The following is a 16,744-nucleotide window of genomic DNA, read 5'->3' as shown; positions in this document are numbered from 1 at the left end:
TTTTTCATGGCCGGACTTTCCGCCGACACCCCACACCCGACCGGCCTGACCGTGCACACGCAATCGCGCGTGCTCGAAATCGCCTTTGCTGACGGCAAGCAGTTTCGCCTGCCGTTCGAATACCTGCGCGTGCTGTCGCCGTCGGCCGAAGTGCAGGGGCACGGGCCAGGCCAGGAAGTGCTGCAGACCGGCAAGCGCGACGTCGGCATCGTCGGCGTGGAGCCGGTGGGCAACTACGCGATCCGCCCGCTGTTTTCCGACGGCCATGATTCCGGCATCTACGACTGGGCCTACCTGTATCGCCTTGGCGTTGAGCACGACACGCTGTGGCAAGCGTACCTTGATCGCCTGACTGCCGCCGGCCTCGACCGCGACGCACCGATGGCGCCCAACGCGGGCCACGCCTGCGGCCACGGCCACTGATCCCAATTCACATCGCGGCGCGCGGGCGCCGCATCCGCATCCCTTTCTGTCATGAGCCAAACCCACTTCGGATTCGAGCAGGTCGACGAGCGCGAGAAGGCCGGCAAGGTCGCCGGCGTGTTCCATTCCGTCGCCAGCAAGTACGACGTGATGAACGACCTGATGTCCGGCGGCCTGCACCGGCTGTGGAAGATGTTCACCATCGCCCAGGCAGCGGTGCGTCCCGGCTACAAGGTGCTTGACATTGCCGGTGGCACGGGCGATCTCGCCAAGGCCTTCGCGCGCCAAGCCGGTCCGACCGGCGAGGTGTGGCTGACCGACATCAATGAATCCATGCTGCGTGTCGGCCGCGACCGCCTGCTCGATGCCGGCGTGCTCACGCCGACCGCCTTGTGCGATGCCGAGCACATTCCCTTTCCGAATGCTTACTTCGATGTGGTGACAGTGGCATTTGGCTTGCGCAACATGACGCACAAGGATCGTGCGCTTGCCGAGATGCGCCGCGTGGTCAAACCAGGCGGCAAGGTGATGGTGCTGGAGTTCTCCAAGGTGTGGCAGCCGCTGGAGAAAGCCTACGACGTCTACTCGTTCAAGGTGCTGCCCTGGCTGGGCAGCAAGGTGGCTGGCGACGCCGAGAGCTACCGCTACCTGGCCGAGTCCATCCGCATGCACCCGGATCAGGAAACGCTCAAGCAGATGATGGAACGGGCCGGGTTGGACTCGGTCGAATATTTCAACCTGACGGCGGGTGTCGTGGCCCTGCACGTCGGTCGTCGCCTCTGATTGATGGTCCACCGGATGGTCGATGCAGTGCGCTGCGACGATATGCCACGATCCCACACATTGAATTCGGCGCTGACGTCTTCATCTAATGGCGTCACTGCCATTGGAGAGAAGACAGCGATGAGTTTGCATTGGGGTGGAAAATTGATGGTCGGCGCGCTAGTTGCGACGATCGCTCTGGGCACGGCGGTCGACGCCAACGCCAAGCGCATGGGCGGCAGCCGCAGCTTTGGCAAGCAATCGTCCACCGTGACGCAACGCCAGCAAACGCCGCCGGCGACCACGCCTTCGCCCACGCAGCAGGCCGCACCGGCCGCACAGCCGTCGCCTGCCGCGCCGGCCCCGACCGCGCCTGCACAACAGCCGCGCCGCAACTGGGGCGGCATGCTGGGCGGTTTGGCCGCCGGTCTGGGGATCGGCTATCTGCTCTCCAAGTTCGGTCTGGGCGCGGGCCTTGCCTCGCTGCTCTCGAACCTGATCCTGATCGCCCTTGTCGCCTTCGTGGTGATGTGGATCATCCGCAAGGTGCGTGGCAGCCGTCCGCAAGGTCCGGCCTACGCCACGGGTGGTCCGTCGCTGGGTGGTGACCGCGAGCCGTATGTGCCGCAGCCTGCCGCGCCGGCTCCGCAGGCTTCCGCGCCCGCCGCTGCGTCGCTCAACAACGGCAACACGTCGGGCCTGGGTGCCGGCGCACCGACGGCTGCACAATCGTGGAATCTGGGTGGCCCGGCCGCTCAAGCCGTCAATGCGCAACCTGCCACAGCCGCACCGCAACAGCCGTGGGGCGTGCCGGCGGACTTCGACACGCAAGCCTTCCTGCGCAACGCCAAGGTCTACTTCATTCGCCTGCAGGCCGCATGGGATGCCGGCAACTTGAACGACATCCGCGAATTCACGACGCCGGAGATGTTCGCCGAGATCAAAATGGATCTTGCCGACCGCGGCGCCGCGCCCAACAAGACTGACGTGGTCTCGGTCGAAGCCGAGCTGCTCGGCATCGAGACGCAGGCCGCCGAACACCTGGCAAGCGTGCGCTTCTCGGGCATGATCCGCGAGGAAACCAACGCGCCGGCCCAGCCGTTCGCAGAGGTGTGGAACCTGACCAAGCCGACGCAAGGCAGCGGTGGTTGGGTGCTGGCAGGCATCCAACAACTGCAATGACGCAGTAACGCCGGGGTGTACTGAGGCGGCGCAAAACGGCCGTCGCAGCATTCCCCGTAAAATAGGGCCCGACCGTCCGGTTCGGGCCTTTTTTGTTGGCCGCCGGCTAGCCCGCTTCTGGCCGCTTTTGCGCACCATCGCCGCATGTCTTCGACTGCCACTCCATCTTCGTTTCCTTCTGTGCTGATGCAGCCGCTGCTGCTCGCGCTCAATCATCTGCTGCGCCAGGAGCCCTGGGCGCAGGAGACGCTGCGCCCGTTCGCGGGCCGCGCCGCGCGTTTTGATTTGGCGCCGGTGTCGCTGACGCTGCAGGTCGATCCGGCCGGGTTGGTGACGGTACCCGAGGCGGGAGCCGAAGCTGCCGTCACGGTGGTCGTACCGCTCATGTCTGCCGCCAGCGATTACGCCACGGGCGGGCAGGCTGCCGTGCTCAAGCATGTGCGCATCGAAGGCGAGGCCGAGTTCGCCAATGTGTTGTCGACGCTGCTGCGCAACCTGCGCTGGGATGCGGCGGAAGACTTGTCGCGCGTGTTCGGCGACGTGGTCGCGCAGCGCATGGTGAGCGGCGCGCAGGTCGCGCGCACGGAAGCCACGCGCGTTGGCCGTTCGCTGGCGGAGTCCGTGGCGTCATACCTCACGGATGAGCAACCGACGCTCGTGCGTCATGCGCGCTTAGCGCAATTTGCCGCGGATGTGGCTGCACTGCGTGATGCGGAGGCCCGCTTGGTCAAACGCCTGGAGCGGCTTGAGAAGCTCGCGCGCCCAGCAACCTTGACGGCACGCGCGGGTGAATCGGCATGACGCGTCTCTTCCGGCTGGGCAAGATCATCTTCGTCATCCTGTACTACGGGCTGGACCAGCTCGCGCTGTCGGGCTTCAAGAGCCGCCGCATCCGCGCGCTGGTGTGGGTGCTGACCCTGGGTCGCAAGCCCACGCGCCCACGCGGCGAGCGGCTGCGCCTGGCACTGGAAAAGCTCGGGCCGATCTTTGTGAAGTTCGGGCAGGTGCTGTCGACACGGCGTGATCTGCTGCCGCCCGACGTGGCGGATGAGTTGGCCAAGCTACAGGATCGCGTGCCGCCGTTTGATCCGAAGGTGGCGGCGGCCATTGTCGAGAAATCGCTGGGCAAACCGCTGTCAGCGCTGTTCCATCGTTTCGACCATCATCCGGTGGCGAGCGCGTCCATCGCGCAAGTGCATTTCGCCACGCTGCGCGGCGGCCCCGACGACGGCCGCGAGGTGGCGGTAAAGGTGCTGCGCCCGGGCATGCTGCCCGTGATCGACAGCGATCTCGCGCTCATGCGCGACCTCGCCACCTGGATGGAAAAGCTCTGGGCCGACGCTCGCCGCTTGAAGCCGCGCGAGGTGGTCGCCGAGTTCGACAAGTACCTGCACGACGAACTCGACCTGATGCGCGAGGCGGCCAACGCGAGCCAGTTGCGCCGCAACTTCGCCAAGTCCGACCTGCTGCTGGTGCCTGAGGTGTTCTGGGATTGGTGTACGTCCGACGTGTTCGTCATGGAACGCATGCATGGCATGCGCATCTCGCATACTGAAGAGCTGCGCGCGGCCGGCGTCGATATGCACAAGCTCGCGCGCGATGGCGTGGAGATCTTCTTCACGCAGGTTTTCCGCGACGGCTTCTTCCACGCCGACATGCACCCCGGCAACATCCTTGTGAGCGTGGCCCCCGAGACGCTGGGCCGCTATATCGCGCTGGATTTCGGCATCGTCGGGGCGCTGTCGGAGTTCGACAAGAATTACCTCGCGCAGAACTTCCTGGCGTTCTTCCAGCGCGACTACCACCGCGTGGCAGTGTTGCATATCGAGTCTGGCTGGGCGCCGGAAGAGACACGCGTGGAAGAACTCGAAGGCGCCATCCGCGCCTGCTGTGAGCCGTACTTCGACCGGCCACTCGGCGAAATCTCGCTGGGCCTGGTGCTGATGCGTTTGTTCCAGACCTCACGCCGCTTCAACGTGGAAGTGCAGCCGCAGCTCGTGCTGCTGCAGAAGACGCTGCTGAACGTGGAAGGCCTGGGCCGCCAGCTTGATCCGGACCTGGACCTGTGGAAGACCGCCAAGCCGTTCCTCGAACGCTGGATGCATGAACAGATCGGCTGGCGCGGCTTTATCGAGCGCCTGAAGGTCGAGGCGCCGCAGTGGGCCAACAAGCTGCCGGACTTGCCGCGCCTGGTGCATCAGATTCTCGATCGTCATGCCCGCGATGAGGGCAGTGCGCAGACGGCCGCACTCACCGCGCTGCTGGCCGAGCAGCGGCGTACCAACCGGTTGCTTTCGGCAGCGCTGCTGTTTATTGGCGGGTTTGCCGTCGGCATCATTGCCACGCACGTGCTGGCGTGGCTGGCACGTCATTGATCGTCTGAACTCATTTCTAGCGCCATGGCTGAACCGCCCGTTTTCCAATCCCGTGATGCCGCCGATCCTGCTTTCTGGGACGAGCGCTTCAGCCGTGACCATACGCCCTGGGATGCGCATGGCGTGCCGTCCGCCTTCCGGGAATTCCTCGAAGCGCAGCCCGCGCCGCTCTCCACATTGATCCCGGGCTGCGGCAACGCTTATGAGGCCGGCTGGCTGGCCGAGCGTGGTTGGCCCGTGACGGCCATCGACTTCGCGCCGAGCGCGGTGACGTCGGCCAAGGCCGTACTGGGCCCGTATGCCGATGTGGTGGAACTGGCGGATTTCTTCCGGTTTGAGCCGCACCGGCCGGTGCAGTGGATTTACGAACGTGCCTTCCTGTGCGCGATGCCGCGCCGCCTGTGGCCGGACTACGCGGCGCAGGTCGCCAGGCTACTGCCGCGGGGCGGCTTGCTGGCCGGTTTCTTTGCCGTGGTGGAGGGCAGGGAGGCGTCGCCCAAAGGCCCGCCGTTTGAGGTCACGCAGCCCGAACTGGATGCGCTGCTGTCGCCTGCTTTCGAGCGGATCAGCGACACGCCGATCGCCGAGTCCGATTCGATTCCGGTCTTTGCCGGGCGCGAGCGCTGGCAGGTCTGGCAGCGGCGTGCTGGCTGATCAGGCGACTTTCGCGCCGCACGGATGCTCATCGACCGCCGTTGTGTTGGTGCGAAGCAACATGGCGGTTGATCCGCAAAAAGCCTGTGGACGCCCGTTGCGGGGCGCCGCGTGAAAAAGTGGGAAGCCGGCCGGCATTCGTGGTCGCACCAATGCCCAGCCGGGGTATCCCATCGCTATAATCGCGCCATTTCGCCCGGCGCCCGGCGTGGCCGCCATGGGGTTTTCCAGCTTCTTTCCGCGCTGCCATGCTGATCTGGTTTGTCATTGTTTACTGGGTGATTTCGGTCGGGATCGGCCTTTGGGCCGCACTGCGCGTGCGCAATACCGCCGATTTCGCGGTGGCCGGCCGCGGCCTGCCGTTCTATGTCGTGACCGCCACGGTGTTCGCCACGTGGTTCGGCTCCGAGACAGTGCTGGGCATTCCCTCGGTGTTCCTCAAGGATGGCCTGCACGGCGTGGTGGCCGACCCGTTCGGTTCTTCCCTGTGCCTGATCCTGGTGGGCCTGTTCTTCGCCCGGCCGCTGTACCGGATGAACCTGCTCACCATTGGTGACTTCTATCGCAACCGCTTCGGCCGCCTGGCCGAAGTGCTGACCACGCTATGCATCGTCGTGTCGTATCTGGGCTGGGTGGCGGCGCAGATCAAGGCGTTAGGCCTGGTGTTCTACACCGTGTCGGACGGCGCGCTGTCGCAGGAGACCGGCATGATGATCGGCGCGGCCAGCGTGCTGGTCTACACCCTGTTCGGCGGTATGTGGTCGGTGGCGGTGACGGACTTCATCCAGATGATCATCATCGTGATCGGCATGATGTACATCGGCTGGGAAGTGTCGGGCCAGGCCGGCGGTGTGAGCACGGTGGTGGCGCACGCGGCGGCTTCGGGCAAGTTCTCGTTCTGGCCGGCGTTCAACCCGATCGAGGTGATCGGCTTCGTTACGGCGTGGATCACGATGATGCTCGGGTCGATCCCACAGCAGGACGTGTTTCAGCGCGTGACCTCGTCGCGCACGGAGCGCATCGCCGGTACGGCCTCGGTGCTGGGCGGCGTGCTGTACTTCCTGTTTGCCTTCATCCCGATGTTCCTGGCGTACTCGGCCACGCTGATCGACCCGGCGATGGTCGAGAAATACATCAACACGGATTCGCAGTTGATCCTGCCGCAACTGGTCCTGCAGCATGCGCCGCTGATTGCGCAGGTGATGTTCTTCGGCGCGCTGCTCTCGGCCATCAAGAGCTGCGCGAGCGCGACGCTGCTGGCGCCGTCCGTTACCTTTGCGGAAAACGTGCTGCGCCCGCTGCTGCCGCGTATGGACGACCACCGCTTCCTGCGCGTGATGCAGGCCGTGGTGCTGGTCTTTACGGTGCTGGTGACGCTGTTTGCGCTGAACTCGCACCTGTCGATTTTCCACATGGTCGAGAACGCCTACAAGGTGACGCTGGTGGCTGCCTTCGTGCCGCTGGCTTTCGGTCTGTTCTGGAAGCGCTCGACCAAGCAGGGTGGCCTGCTGGCCATCATCCTGGGTTTGGCAGTCTGGATCTGGTGCGAGGTGTTCTTCCCGGAAGCGATGTTCCCGCCACAATTGGTTGGCCTTCTGACCAGCCTGAGTGCAATGATCCTCGGCTCGCTCGGACCACAGTGGATCGAGAACCGCGCGCCCACCGCCAAGGCCGCCACGCAAGCCTGACCGTCCAGCGCCGAGCGTGCGCGGTGTGCCACTTTGTAGCGCGCCGCCGTCGCCGGTTCCGAATCTGCGGGCGGGAATTCCCTGGAAAGGGTTTATAATTCAAGGCTTTGCGCGCCAGCACTTGTATTACGCGCATCCGCCCCGATCTTTCGCGAGCCTGCGTGCACTTCCCGCGCGATGTTCGCGGTCTGCGCGGGCATTCCAAATCGCTTTCTCGAATTTCGTTTGTTCCAGGGTGAGGACACCATGCCGATCTATGCTTATCGATGCGACGCCTGCGGCCACGCCAAAGATGTGCTGCAGAAGATGAGCGACGCGCCGCTGACGGATTGCCCCGCATGCGGCGCGCCGGCGTTCAAGAAGCAACTGACGGCCGCCGGCTTTCAGCTCAAGGGTTCGGGCTGGTACGTGACGGATTTCCGTGGCGGCTCGGGCGGCACCTCGGCTGCCAGCACCACGGCCAAGGCTGATGCCGCCGCCCCTGCAGCCGCACCGGCCGCGTCCGACAGCGCATCGTCCAGCGCCAGCGCGTCCAGCACGCCGGCGGCGACCTCCGGCGGTTGCGGCACGTCGTGCGCGTGCCATTGACAGCGTCCTTGATTCCTCGATCCGTCGTCCCATGAAACAGAAAACCAGCGCGCTCAAGACGTGGTTCCTGACCGGTCTTCTGGTGCTCGTCCCGCTTGCGATTACGCTGTGGGTGCTGTCGCTCATCATCGGCACGATGGACCAGAGCCTGGCGCTGCTGCCGTCGGCTTGGCAGCCCGATCGCCTGTTCGGTGTGAGGATCCCAGGGTTGGGCGCCATCCTCACGCTGCTGTTCATCCTGATCGTCGGCGTGCTGGCGCACAACTTCATCGGCCAGAAGCTGGTGTTGTGGTGGGAGGCGCTGCTCGGCCGCATTCCTGTTGTCGGCCCGATCTATACGAGCGTGAAGCAGGTGTCGGACACGCTGCTGTCGTCCAGCGGCAATGCGTTCCGCAAGGCGCTGCTGGTGCAATACCCGCGTGAAGGCTCATGGACGATCGCTTTCCTGACCGGTCGCCCCGGCGGGGATGTAGAAAACCATCTGCTGGGCGAATATGTCAGCGTCTATGTGCCGACCACGCCCAACCCGACCTCGGGCTTCTTCCTGATGATGCCCAAGGCCGACACCATCGAGCTGGACATGACGGTGGATGCAGCGCTCAAGTACATCGTGTCAATGGGAGTGGTGGCGCCCGAAACGCTGCCGCGCCGCATGGACCCGCCCGATGCAACGCCACCGACGGAGGATCGGTCGCCGGCAACATCGCCGCGCGACCCCTCGAATCCGACCGCGCTGTCCGATGGCGGCGCCGTATCGCCCCCCTGAGCCGGTAGCGCGAGTCGACCCTTCCGGCCCCCGATCAACTTTCTCGCGCGACGCCCTGTTGGCGGCGCGCTTCGCGGAAAAACACAACATGCAAATGCGTACTCAATACTGCGGTCAGGTCACCGAACAACTGCTCGGCCAGAGCGTCACGCTGTCGGGCTGGGCGCATCGTCGTCGTGACCACGGTGGCGTGATCTTCATCGACCTGCGCGACCGTGAAGGCCTGGTGCAGATCGTGTGCGACCCGGACCGTCCGGAGATGTTCAAGGTGGCCGAAGGCGTGCGCAACGAGTTCTGCCTGCAGGTGAAGGGCGTCGTACGTGCACGCCCGGAAGGCACCACCAACGCCAACCTGACCAGCGGCAAGGTCGAAGTGCTGTGCCACGAGCTGACGGTCCTCAACGCTTCCGTCACGCCGCCGTTCCAGCTCGACGACGACAACCTCTCGGAAACCACGCGCCTGACGCACCGCGTGCTGGATCTGCGCCGCCCGCAGATGCAATACAACCTGCGCCTGCGCTACAAGGTGGCGATGGAAGTCCGCAAGTACCTGGACGACAAGGGCTTCATCGACATCGAAACGCCGATGCTGACCAAGAGCACGCCGGAAGGCGCGCGCGACTACCTCGTGCCCTCGCGTGTGAACGCCGGCCAGTTCTTCGCGCTGCCGCAATCGCCGCAGCTCTTCAAGCAGATGTTGATGGTGTCGGGCTTTGACCGCTATTACCAGATCACCAAGTGCTTCCGCGATGAAGACCTGCGTGCAGACCGCCAACCCGAATTCACCCAGATCGACTGCGAAACGTCGTTCCTGACGGAGCAGGAAATCCGCGACCTGTTTGAAGAAATGATCCGCACGGTGTTCAAGAACACCATGTCGGTCGAGCTGGACGCGAAGTTCCCGGTGATGGAGTTCCGTGAGGCGATGGCTCGCTTCGGTTCGGATAAGCCGGACCTGCGCGTCAAGCTGGAATTCACGGAGCTGACCGACGCCATGAAGGACGTCGACTTCAAGGTGTTCTCGGGCCCGGCCAACGCCGATGGTGGCCGCGTTGTCGCACTGCGCGTGCCGGGCGGTGCTGCCCTGTCGCGTGGCGATATCGACGCGTACACCAAGTTTGTCGAAATCTACGGCGCCAAGGGTCTGGCCTGGATCAAGGTCAACGAAGTAGCCAAGGGCCGCGACGGTCTGCAATCGCCGATCGTGAAGAACCTGCACGACGCGGCCATCGCCGAGATCCTCAAGCGCAGCGGCGCGCAGGATGGCGACATCCTGTTCTTCGGCGCTGATCGCGCCAAGGTCGTCAACGACGCCATGGGTGCGCTGCGCCTGAAGATCGGCCATTCGGACTTTGCCAAGAGCACTGGCCTGTTCGAAGACGCCTGGAAGCCGCTGTGGGTGGTGGACTTCCCGATGTTCGAGTACGACGAGGAAGACGCGCGCTGGGTGGCCATGCACCACCCGTTCACGAGCCCGAAGGACGAGCACCTGGAATACCTCGAGACCGACCCGGGCAAGTGCCTGGCCAAGGCCTACGACATGGTGCTCAACGGCTGGGAAATCGGTGGCGGCTCGGTGCGGATCTACCGCGAAGAAGTGCAGAGCAAGGTGTTCCGCGCGCTGAAGATCAACGATGAGGAAGCGCGTGCCAAGTTCGGCTTCCTGCTGGACGCACTGCAGTACGGTGCGCCTCCGCACGGTGGTATCGCGTTCGGTCTGGACCGCGTTGTCACGATGATGGCCGGCGCGGATTCGATCCGCGACGTGATCGCCTTCCCGAAGACGCAGCGTGCGCAGGACTTGCTCACGCAGGCGCCGAGCCCGGTGGACGAGAAACAGTTGCGCGAACTGCACATTCGCCTGCGCGCCGCCGAAGCAAAGGTGGCTGCACCGACGACTGCCACCACGGCCTGATCGTCGCCGCACAACGCAGCATTGCCGCACAGCACACCGCGCCGACCCGCAAGGGCGGCGCGGTTTGTTTTTGGGCTGTCCGGAGCGTTTGCTGCGGGCGGGAACGTCGCTTGCTACACAGTTTCCTTCGCTGGTGTCACTTGAGTGATGACGAAGGAGACTTCCCTTGATTGAATTCATCGATTTTGTGCGCACGTGGGTGGCTGCGCACGCCGAATTTCTGCTGACTTGGCTGGTTGCCGCGCTAGTAATGATGCTCCTGGCGTGGAGCGAGATTCGCCGCGCCACCCGCCGCGCCGCTATCGCCATGACCGAAGCCGTGGCAACCACGGTAGCGGCTTGCGTGCCGGAGATTGCCGCTGCGGCGCAGAGCGCACATCCGGTCATGCCAACATCGTTTGCATCAACCGCGGCGCTCAACGTCCTGGGGGAGGCGCTGCGCGATCTGGGGCGCCTGTCCGCCGACCGCATGCGCTGGCTGCGTGGCGTCGCCAACCTTCGGGTGCCCGATACAGCGCTGCCGCCGGCCGCTCCGGAGGCGCCCATCCATCCGCTCGTGTACGACACGCCGCGCCCGCTGGCCGAAGCCCACTTGGCCGCCGAGCGTTGCTTTGCCGATCATGCACGCGCTCTGCTGGCCGAGCGTCGTGCCCTGCAGACGCTGCAGGCCGCCGAGCGCGATGGCCGCGACGAATTGCAGCGCATCGAACGTGAGGCGTCCGCCATCGTTGTGCGTTTCGAGCAGGTCAACGCGCAGTCCGAGCAGACTGAGATGCAGCGCTTCCTGATCCAGAAGTTCAACGCGCTGGGTACCCGCGAGCGCGAGCTGACTACCCAGCTTGCCGCGCTGCGCCAGCAATTCGGCGAGCGGGCTGAGGCCCTGTGGGCGCAATCGCAGCTAGCCGCTGAGGACTACGCCGCGATGCTCGACCCGCTGCTGGCGATGGTGCGCCGCGAACTCGGCCACGAGGCCGCCACGGACGAGACGGTGCTGTGGCTTTGGCGCACGCGTACCGGCCAGGGGCCACTACGCGCAGCCTGATTGCCCAGGCGGTTGTATCGCCGGCGATCGCGGACATCACAGTCACGTGCGTCCGGCTGCGGTAAGCTATCGGACTGTGGCGCGCTCGCGCCGCCCGTTGCTGCCAATGTCATGTCGCACAAGATTCCCGTTTCCGTTCTCGTCGTCATCTACACGCCCGAGCTGCAGGTACTGGTGATGGAGCGGGCAGATCACCCGGGCTTCTGGCAATCCGTTACCGGCAGTTGCGACGCACTCGACGAACCCCTGGCCGAGACCGCCCGCCGCGAGGTGCTGGAGGAAACCGGCATCGATACGGCCCGGCATCACCTGATCGACTGGGGCCACCAGATCGAATATGAAATCTATCAGCGCTGGCGGCACCGCTACGCGCCAGGCGTCACGCGCAATACCGAGCACTGGTTTGGCTTGTTGGTGAGCGGCAAGGTGCCGGTGCGCCTGTCACCCCGCGAGCATATCCAGGCCGAATGGCTGCCCTACCAGGACGCCGCCGCGCGCTGCTTCTCGCGCAGCAACGGCGAGGCCATCCTGCAACTGCCCGAACGTCTGGCCGCCTATGCCGCCCGTCAGGCCGCATTCACGAAGGACCAAGCCTGACATGCTGCGTCTGCGCGTCGCCACCTACAACATCCACAAGGGCGTCACAGGCATCGCGCGGCGCGTGCGCGTGCATGACGTGCGGCAGGGCCTGCATACCATGGACGCCGACATCGTTTTCCTGCAGGAAGTGCAGGACCGCAACGACCGCCTGGTTGCCGCCGAGCTGTTCGACCCGAACTACACGCAACTGCGCTATCTGGCGACCGATGTCTACCCGCATACGGTTTATGGCCGCAACGCCGTCTACGAGCACGGGCACCACGGCAACGCCATCCTGTCGCGTTTTCCCCTCCTGCTGTCGGAAAATCTCGATATCTCAGATCACCGCTTCGAGCAGCGCGGCCTGCTGCACGCCGTGACCGATCTTGGCTTCGGCGAGGTGCATTTGCTGTGCGCGCACTTCGGGTTGTTTGCGCGCAGCCGGCAGCGGCAGGCCGAAGCGCTGATCGAGCGCGTGCGCTCCGTGGTGCCCAAGGATGCACCGCTGGTCGTGGCGGGCGATTTCAACGACTGGAACAACCGCCTCGACCGCGTCATCTGCCAGGCGCTGGGTGCCACCGAGGTGGCCGACAAGGCCGCTGATACACGTCCCGTGCGCACTTTCCCGAGCCACTTGCCGTGGCTGCGGCTCGATCGCATCTACGTACGCGGTTTCGACATCGAACACGCGCATGCGTTGACCGGTCGCGAGTGGGCGCAGCGCTCCGATCACGTGCCCTTGCTGGCGGAACTGGCGCACCCATGAGGGTTGTGCGCGATGCGGGGCCGCTGCGTTCCGAGTGGCGGCGGGGCAAGCCCCTGCCGGGTAACGATGTGGATTTGCTGTGCGGCGGCGCGGAGTTTTTCCCGGCACTGATCGAAGCCATCGACGCGGCGCAGCGCCGCGTTGCGCTCGAAACCTACATCTACGCCGAAGACGCCACCGCGCGCCGCGTGACTGAAGCGCTCGCGCGCGCAGCGCAGCGCGGCGTGGAAGTCCATCTGACCGTCGACGGCTTTGGCACTGGCACGCTGCCTGCCGACATTGCGGCGACGCTCGATGCGGTGGGCGTGACCTGGCGTGTGTATCGTCCCGTGCGCGGCTTCCGCCTGCAGCGCCGCCACCTGCGCCGGCTGCACCGCAAGATCGCCATCGTCGATGACGAGATCGCGTTTGTCGGCGGCATCAACATCATTGACGACCAGAATCACGCGCCGCTTCACGACGCCACACTGGGCGAGCGCTACGACTTTGCGGTGCGCGTGCGCGGGCCGCTGGTTGCGCAGATCGTGCTGACGGTTGATCGGCTCTGGTGGCAGATGGGCGTGCGTGCAGGGCTCAGCGAGGTGGGCGTGACCCGCGTGGCGGCCGAGTTTCCGGTGATGACCGATGTACCGAGGCCGCGCCATCGTGGCGCATCCGGTGCCGAGAACATGCGTGCGCCGGGCAACGTGCTGGCCTCGCTGGTGTTGCGCGATAACGTGCGCAACCGGCGGGCCATCGAGCGTGAATACCTGCGCGCGCTGGGTGCGGCGCGTCACGAAGTGATCATCGCCAGCGCATATTTCCTGCCTGGCGTGCGCTTCATGCGGGCGCTGGCCGCGTGTCGACGGCGCGGCGTGCGCGTGCGCTTGCTGCTGCAAGGGCGCGTCGAATATCCGCTGCAGCACTACGCGACGCGCTCGCTGTATCACATGCTGCTGCGTGACGGCGTGGAGATCCACGAATACACAGCCAGCTTCCTGCACGCCAAGGTGGCGGTGGTGGATGACCGCTGGGCCACCGTCGGCTCCAGCAACATTGATCCGTTCAGCCTGCTGCTCGCGCGCGAAGCCAATGTGGTCGCCTGGGATGCCGAGGTGGCCGCGCGGCTGCAGACGGTGCTAGAAGACGCCATTGCCCATCAGGCGCGTCCGGTGCTGGCCGATGCCCATGCGGCGCGCCGCTGGTGGTGGCGTCTGGCGGACTGGTGTGCCTACCGCCTGGTGCTGCTGGGCGTGGCGATCAGCGGGCGGGCGGCGGAGTACTAGCGGTTCAGTCGTACAAGAACAAAACAAGCACGGAGGAGACATGCAAGTCATCACTGCAGATGAAGCTGCGCGGCTGGTGCAGCCCGGATGGACGGTGGCGTGCGCTGGCTTTGTCGGCGCGGGCCATGCAGAGGCTGTCACGCACGCGCTGGAGCGCCGCTTCCTGGCTACTGGCGAGCCGCGCGACCTCACACTGGTCTATTCGGCTGGCCAGGGCGATCGCGCCACGCGCGGCGTCAACCACTTCGGCAATCCGGGCATGACGCGCTGTGTGGTCGGCGGCCATTGGCGTTCGGCGACGCGGCTGGCAGACCTGGCGCTGGCCGAGCAGTGCGATGCGTTCAATCTGCCGCAGGGTGTGCTGACGCATCTATACCGCGCCATTGCGGGCGGCAAACCGGGTGTGCTCACCAAGATCGGCCTGCACACCTTCGTCGACCCGCGCAGCGAGTTGGACGCCCGCTATCACGGCGCCGCCATCAACGCGCGTGCCAAGGCAGCGCGCGCGGCGGGCACGGCGTCGTGGGTCGAGTTCGAGCGTTTCCGCGGTGAAGACTATCTGTTCTATCCGAGTTTCCCGCTGCACTGCGTCTTCCTGCGAGGCACGGCGGCCGACCCGCGCGGCAACATCAGCACATACGAAGAGGCCTTCCATCACGAGCTGTTGGCGATGGCGCAGGCCGCGCGCAACTCGGGCGGGATCGTCATCGTCCAGGTACGGCGACTGGTGGATCGCCACGACAACCTGCAGGCGATCCACGTGCCGGGCATCCTGGTCGACTACGTGGTTGTCGCCGAGGATGAAGCCGAGCATCAGATGACCTTTGGCGAAGCCTTCAACCCGACTTACATCCGCCCTTGGCAAGGCGAGGCGATTCAGTTGAAGGAAGACGCGCTGAAAGCAAGCGAGGCGCTGGAGGCCAGCCCGCATGGCGCGCTCGACGCCCGTATGCTGGTGCAGCGCCGTGCCGTGCTGGAGCTGATGGCGCAACAGCCGCGCGTGGTGAACCTGGGCGTGGGCATGCCTGCCGCCGTGGGCGCGCTGGCGGAGCAGGAAGGTGCGGGCGGCTTCACGCTCACGGTGGAGGCCGGCCCCATCGGCGGTACGCCGGCGGATGGGCTCAGCTTTGGCGCCTCGGCCTATCCCGAAGCCGTGGTCGACCAGCCCGCGCAGTTCGACTTCTACGAGGGCGGCGGAATCGACCTCGCCATCCTCGGTCTGGCCGAACTCGATGGCGCAGGCAACGTCAACGTCAGCTTGTTCGGCGAGGGCAACGACACCATCATCGCGGGCGTGGGCGGCTTCATCAATATCACCCAGAGCGCGCGCTCGGTGGTGTTTATGGGCACGCTCACCGCCGGTGGTTTGCAGGTGGAGGCGGAGGGTGGCCGCCTGCGCATCGTGCGCGAAGGCCGGCTGAAGAAGATCGTGCCGGCTGTCTCGCATCTCACCTTCAATGGCGATTACGCCGCACGCGCGGGCATCCCGGTGCGCTATGTGACCGAGCGCGCCGTCTTCGAGATGCGCGCTGATGGGCACGGCGGGCGCCGCCTCACGCTCACGGAGATCGCCCCCGGCATCGATCTGCAGCGCGACGTGCTCGACCAGTGCGCTGCGGAGGTTGCCGTGGCAGCCGACCTGCGCGAGATGGACGCACGCATTTTTCGTCGCGGCCCCATGTCCGCCGGTACTGCGTCGACCTGATTTGGCCCAGCTTTATTTACTGACGGGTAGCACTAGAAAATCCATCAGGCATGTTGCGCCGCACGTGTTTTCTAGGTGCGGCGCACATCCCGTAAAGCCTTTCGCTGAAAGGGTTTGCGATAACTCTGTTGCAGTGCGAAAGGCATCCTTGAGGCGTCTTCGTTTAGACGCGTCTTTCTAATAAAACACTTGCCGCTCAACAGGCGCATGTAAATAATTGAACGACCGTTCGATTTTGGGCTAGAGTGTTTGCGCAGGCTGGTTTACAGTCCTGCCCGGCATGCGAAAGGCGCCTTGCGAAGCGTTGATTTTTCAGTGTGCTGAGCCCCAGAAATGAACGGAGAGAAATCATCATGCGTCACCCGAACGCTCGTCTCGAATCGAATCACGCAGCAGCCACGCCGATGCGCAAGGGCGAGCTGACGCGTGCGGCGATTCTCGATGCCGCGCTGGAACTGGCTTCGCGCGACGGACTGGAAGGGTTGACGATCGGTGTGCTCGCGGAGCGCATGCAGATGAGCAAGAGCGGGGTGTTCGCGCACTTCGGCTCGCGCGAGGATCTGCAGGTGGAAGTGGTTCGCGAGTATCACAAGCGGTTCGAGCAGGAAGTCTTCTACCCGAGCTTGACGGAACCGCGCGGGCTGCCGCGCCTGTGGAGCATGGTGCGACGCTGGATGGAGCGTCGCATCCAGGAAGTGACCACGGGCTGCATCTACATCAGCGGCGCGGTGGAGTACGACGACCGCGCCGAAAGCCCGGTGCGCGACGAACTCGTCAAGAGCGTGACGATCTGGCGGTCGGCATTGACGCGCGCGATCGTGCAGGCGAAGGAAGAAGGCCACTTGCGTGCGGAGGCGGACCCGAGGTTGATGCTCTTCGAGATGTACAGCCTGGAGTTGGGCCTGCATCACGATGCGCGTTTTCTGCGGCTTCCCGATAGCGCCGAGCTGGCCATGGTGGCACTTAATAAACTGATTCAGTCTTATAGAACCTGACGCGGCATCGCACACCTAGCGGGTCGCGCAGCAACACAC

General features: G+C 65.0%; 16 protein-coding genes. All 16 read left to right on the top strand.

Annotation, left to right across the window (positions count from 1 at the left end; genetic code table 11):
• The first annotated feature begins 6 nt into the window (after positions 1–6).
• Entirely contained in the window at positions 7–423 is a 417-nt protein-coding gene (locus tag B4F51_RS19505; protein ID WP_296228212.1) for a DUF971 domain-containing protein, read from the top strand.
• A gap of 51 nt (positions 424–474) precedes the next feature.
• A complete protein-coding gene (ubiE, locus tag B4F51_RS19500; RefSeq protein WP_296228210.1) occupies positions 475–1,206 on the top strand; it encodes a bifunctional demethylmenaquinone methyltransferase/2-methoxy-6-polyprenyl-1,4-benzoquinol methylase UbiE in 732 nt (243 codons plus the stop codon).
• A gap of 120 nt (positions 1,207–1,326) precedes the next feature.
• Positions 1,327–2,367, top strand: coding sequence for a Tim44 domain-containing protein (locus B4F51_RS19495; protein WP_296228208.1), 1,041 nt, complete (start codon positions 1,327–1,329; stop codon positions 2,365–2,367).
• Positions 2,368–2,511: 144 nt separating this feature from the next.
• On the top strand, positions 2,512–3,168 hold the full coding sequence (locus B4F51_RS19490) for a ubiquinone biosynthesis accessory factor UbiJ (protein ID WP_296228206.1): 657 nt from the start codon (positions 2,512–2,514) through the stop codon (positions 3,166–3,168).
• Complete coding sequence (gene ubiB / locus B4F51_RS19485) at positions 3,165–4,742, top strand: ubiquinone biosynthesis regulatory protein kinase UbiB (protein ID WP_296228204.1); 1,578 nt, start codon at positions 3,165–3,167, stop codon at positions 4,740–4,742. Before B4F51_RS19490 ends, ubiB begins: the two co-directional genes overlap by 4 nt.
• A gap of 24 nt (positions 4,743–4,766) precedes the next feature.
• Positions 4,767–5,396, top strand: a complete 630-nt coding sequence (locus B4F51_RS19480; protein WP_296228202.1) for an SAM-dependent methyltransferase — start codon at positions 4,767–4,769, stop codon at positions 5,394–5,396.
• A gap of 248 nt (positions 5,397–5,644) precedes the next feature.
• Positions 5,645–7,084: a sodium:solute symporter family protein gene (locus tag B4F51_RS19475; protein ID WP_296228200.1), complete on the top strand. Its 1,440-nt coding sequence runs from the start codon at positions 5,645–5,647 to the stop codon at positions 7,082–7,084.
• Positions 7,085–7,330: 246 nt separating this feature from the next.
• Positions 7,331–7,672 carry an FmdB family zinc ribbon protein gene (locus B4F51_RS19470; RefSeq protein WP_296228198.1) on the top strand — a complete coding sequence of 114 codons (342 nt, stop codon included), beginning with the start codon at positions 7,331–7,333 and terminating at the stop codon, positions 7,670–7,672.
• A gap of 31 nt (positions 7,673–7,703) precedes the next feature.
• Positions 7,704–8,438, top strand: a complete 735-nt coding sequence (locus B4F51_RS19465; RefSeq protein WP_296228197.1) for a DUF502 domain-containing protein — start codon at positions 7,704–7,706, stop codon at positions 8,436–8,438.
• 88 nt (positions 8,439–8,526) lie between these two features.
• The gene (aspS, locus tag B4F51_RS19460) at positions 8,527–10,353 is read left to right on the top strand and encodes an aspartate--tRNA ligase (protein ID WP_296228195.1); all 1,827 of its coding nucleotides are present in this window, start codon (positions 8,527–8,529) and stop codon (positions 10,351–10,353) included.
• Between the two features lie 166 nt (positions 10,354–10,519).
• On the top strand, positions 10,520–11,395 hold the full coding sequence (locus B4F51_RS19455) for a hypothetical protein (protein WP_296228193.1): 876 nt from the start codon (positions 10,520–10,522) through the stop codon (positions 11,393–11,395).
• Positions 11,396–11,506: 111 nt separating this feature from the next.
• Positions 11,507–11,992, top strand: a complete 486-nt coding sequence (gene nudB / locus B4F51_RS19450; RefSeq protein ID WP_296228191.1) for a dihydroneopterin triphosphate diphosphatase — start codon at positions 11,507–11,509, stop codon at positions 11,990–11,992.
• Position 11,993: 1 nt separating this feature from the next.
• Complete coding sequence (locus tag B4F51_RS19445) at positions 11,994–12,740, top strand: endonuclease/exonuclease/phosphatase family protein (RefSeq protein WP_296228189.1); 747 nt, start codon at positions 11,994–11,996, stop codon at positions 12,738–12,740.
• The gene (gene clsB / locus B4F51_RS19440; protein ID WP_296228187.1) at positions 12,737–14,005 is read left to right on the top strand and encodes a cardiolipin synthase ClsB; all 1,269 of its coding nucleotides are present in this window, start codon (positions 12,737–12,739) and stop codon (positions 14,003–14,005) included. The genes B4F51_RS19445 and clsB overlap by 4 nt, the downstream gene beginning before the upstream one ends.
• Positions 14,006–14,045: 40 nt before the next feature.
• A complete protein-coding gene (locus B4F51_RS19435; protein ID WP_296228185.1) occupies positions 14,046–15,710 on the top strand; it encodes an acyl CoA:acetate/3-ketoacid CoA transferase in 1,665 nt (554 codons plus the stop codon).
• Between the two features lie 404 nt (positions 15,711–16,114).
• Positions 16,115–16,705: a TetR/AcrR family transcriptional regulator gene (locus tag B4F51_RS19430; RefSeq protein ID WP_296228514.1), complete on the top strand. Its 591-nt coding sequence runs from the start codon at positions 16,115–16,117 to the stop codon at positions 16,703–16,705.
• Positions 16,706–16,744 lie beyond the last annotated feature (39 nt).

This window comes from Ralstonia sp. UBA689 (assembly GCF_002298975.1).
Lineage (GTDB): Bacteria > Pseudomonadota > Gammaproteobacteria > Burkholderiales > Burkholderiaceae > Ralstonia.
Note: the sequence above shows the minus strand (reverse complement) of the source record. Positions and strands in the feature narration are given on the sequence as shown.

Coding starts and splice junctions, on each gene's coding strand:
- nudB (WP_296228191.1), top strand. CDS start 11,507: ATGTCGCACAAGATTCCCGTTTCCGTTCTCGTCGTCATCTACACGCCC.
- B4F51_RS19445 (WP_296228189.1), top strand. CDS start 11,994: ATGCTGCGTCTGCGCGTCGCCACCTACAACATCCACAAGGGCGTCACA.
- B4F51_RS19430 (WP_296228514.1), top strand. CDS start 16,115: ATGCGCAAGGGCGAGCTGACGCGTGCGGCGATTCTCGATGCCGCGCTG.
- B4F51_RS19480 (WP_296228202.1), top strand. CDS start 4,767: ATGGCTGAACCGCCCGTTTTCCAATCCCGTGATGCCGCCGATCCTGCT.
- B4F51_RS19495 (WP_296228208.1), top strand. CDS start 1,327: ATGAGTTTGCATTGGGGTGGAAAATTGATGGTCGGCGCGCTAGTTGCG.
- ubiE (WP_296228210.1), top strand. CDS start 475: ATGAGCCAAACCCACTTCGGATTCGAGCAGGTCGACGAGCGCGAGAAG.
- B4F51_RS19465 (WP_296228197.1), top strand. CDS start 7,704: ATGAAACAGAAAACCAGCGCGCTCAAGACGTGGTTCCTGACCGGTCTT.
- ubiB (WP_296228204.1), top strand. CDS start 3,165: ATGACGCGTCTCTTCCGGCTGGGCAAGATCATCTTCGTCATCCTGTAC.
- B4F51_RS19505 (WP_296228212.1), top strand. CDS start 7: ATGGCCGGACTTTCCGCCGACACCCCACACCCGACCGGCCTGACCGTG.
- aspS (WP_296228195.1), top strand. CDS start 8,527: ATGCAAATGCGTACTCAATACTGCGGTCAGGTCACCGAACAACTGCTC.
- B4F51_RS19470 (WP_296228198.1), top strand. CDS start 7,331: ATGCCGATCTATGCTTATCGATGCGACGCCTGCGGCCACGCCAAAGAT.
- clsB (WP_296228187.1), top strand. CDS start 12,737: ATGAGGGTTGTGCGCGATGCGGGGCCGCTGCGTTCCGAGTGGCGGCGG.
- B4F51_RS19490 (WP_296228206.1), top strand. CDS start 2,512: ATGTCTTCGACTGCCACTCCATCTTCGTTTCCTTCTGTGCTGATGCAG.
- B4F51_RS19475 (WP_296228200.1), top strand. CDS start 5,645: ATGCTGATCTGGTTTGTCATTGTTTACTGGGTGATTTCGGTCGGGATC.
- B4F51_RS19435 (WP_296228185.1), top strand. CDS start 14,046: ATGCAAGTCATCACTGCAGATGAAGCTGCGCGGCTGGTGCAGCCCGGA.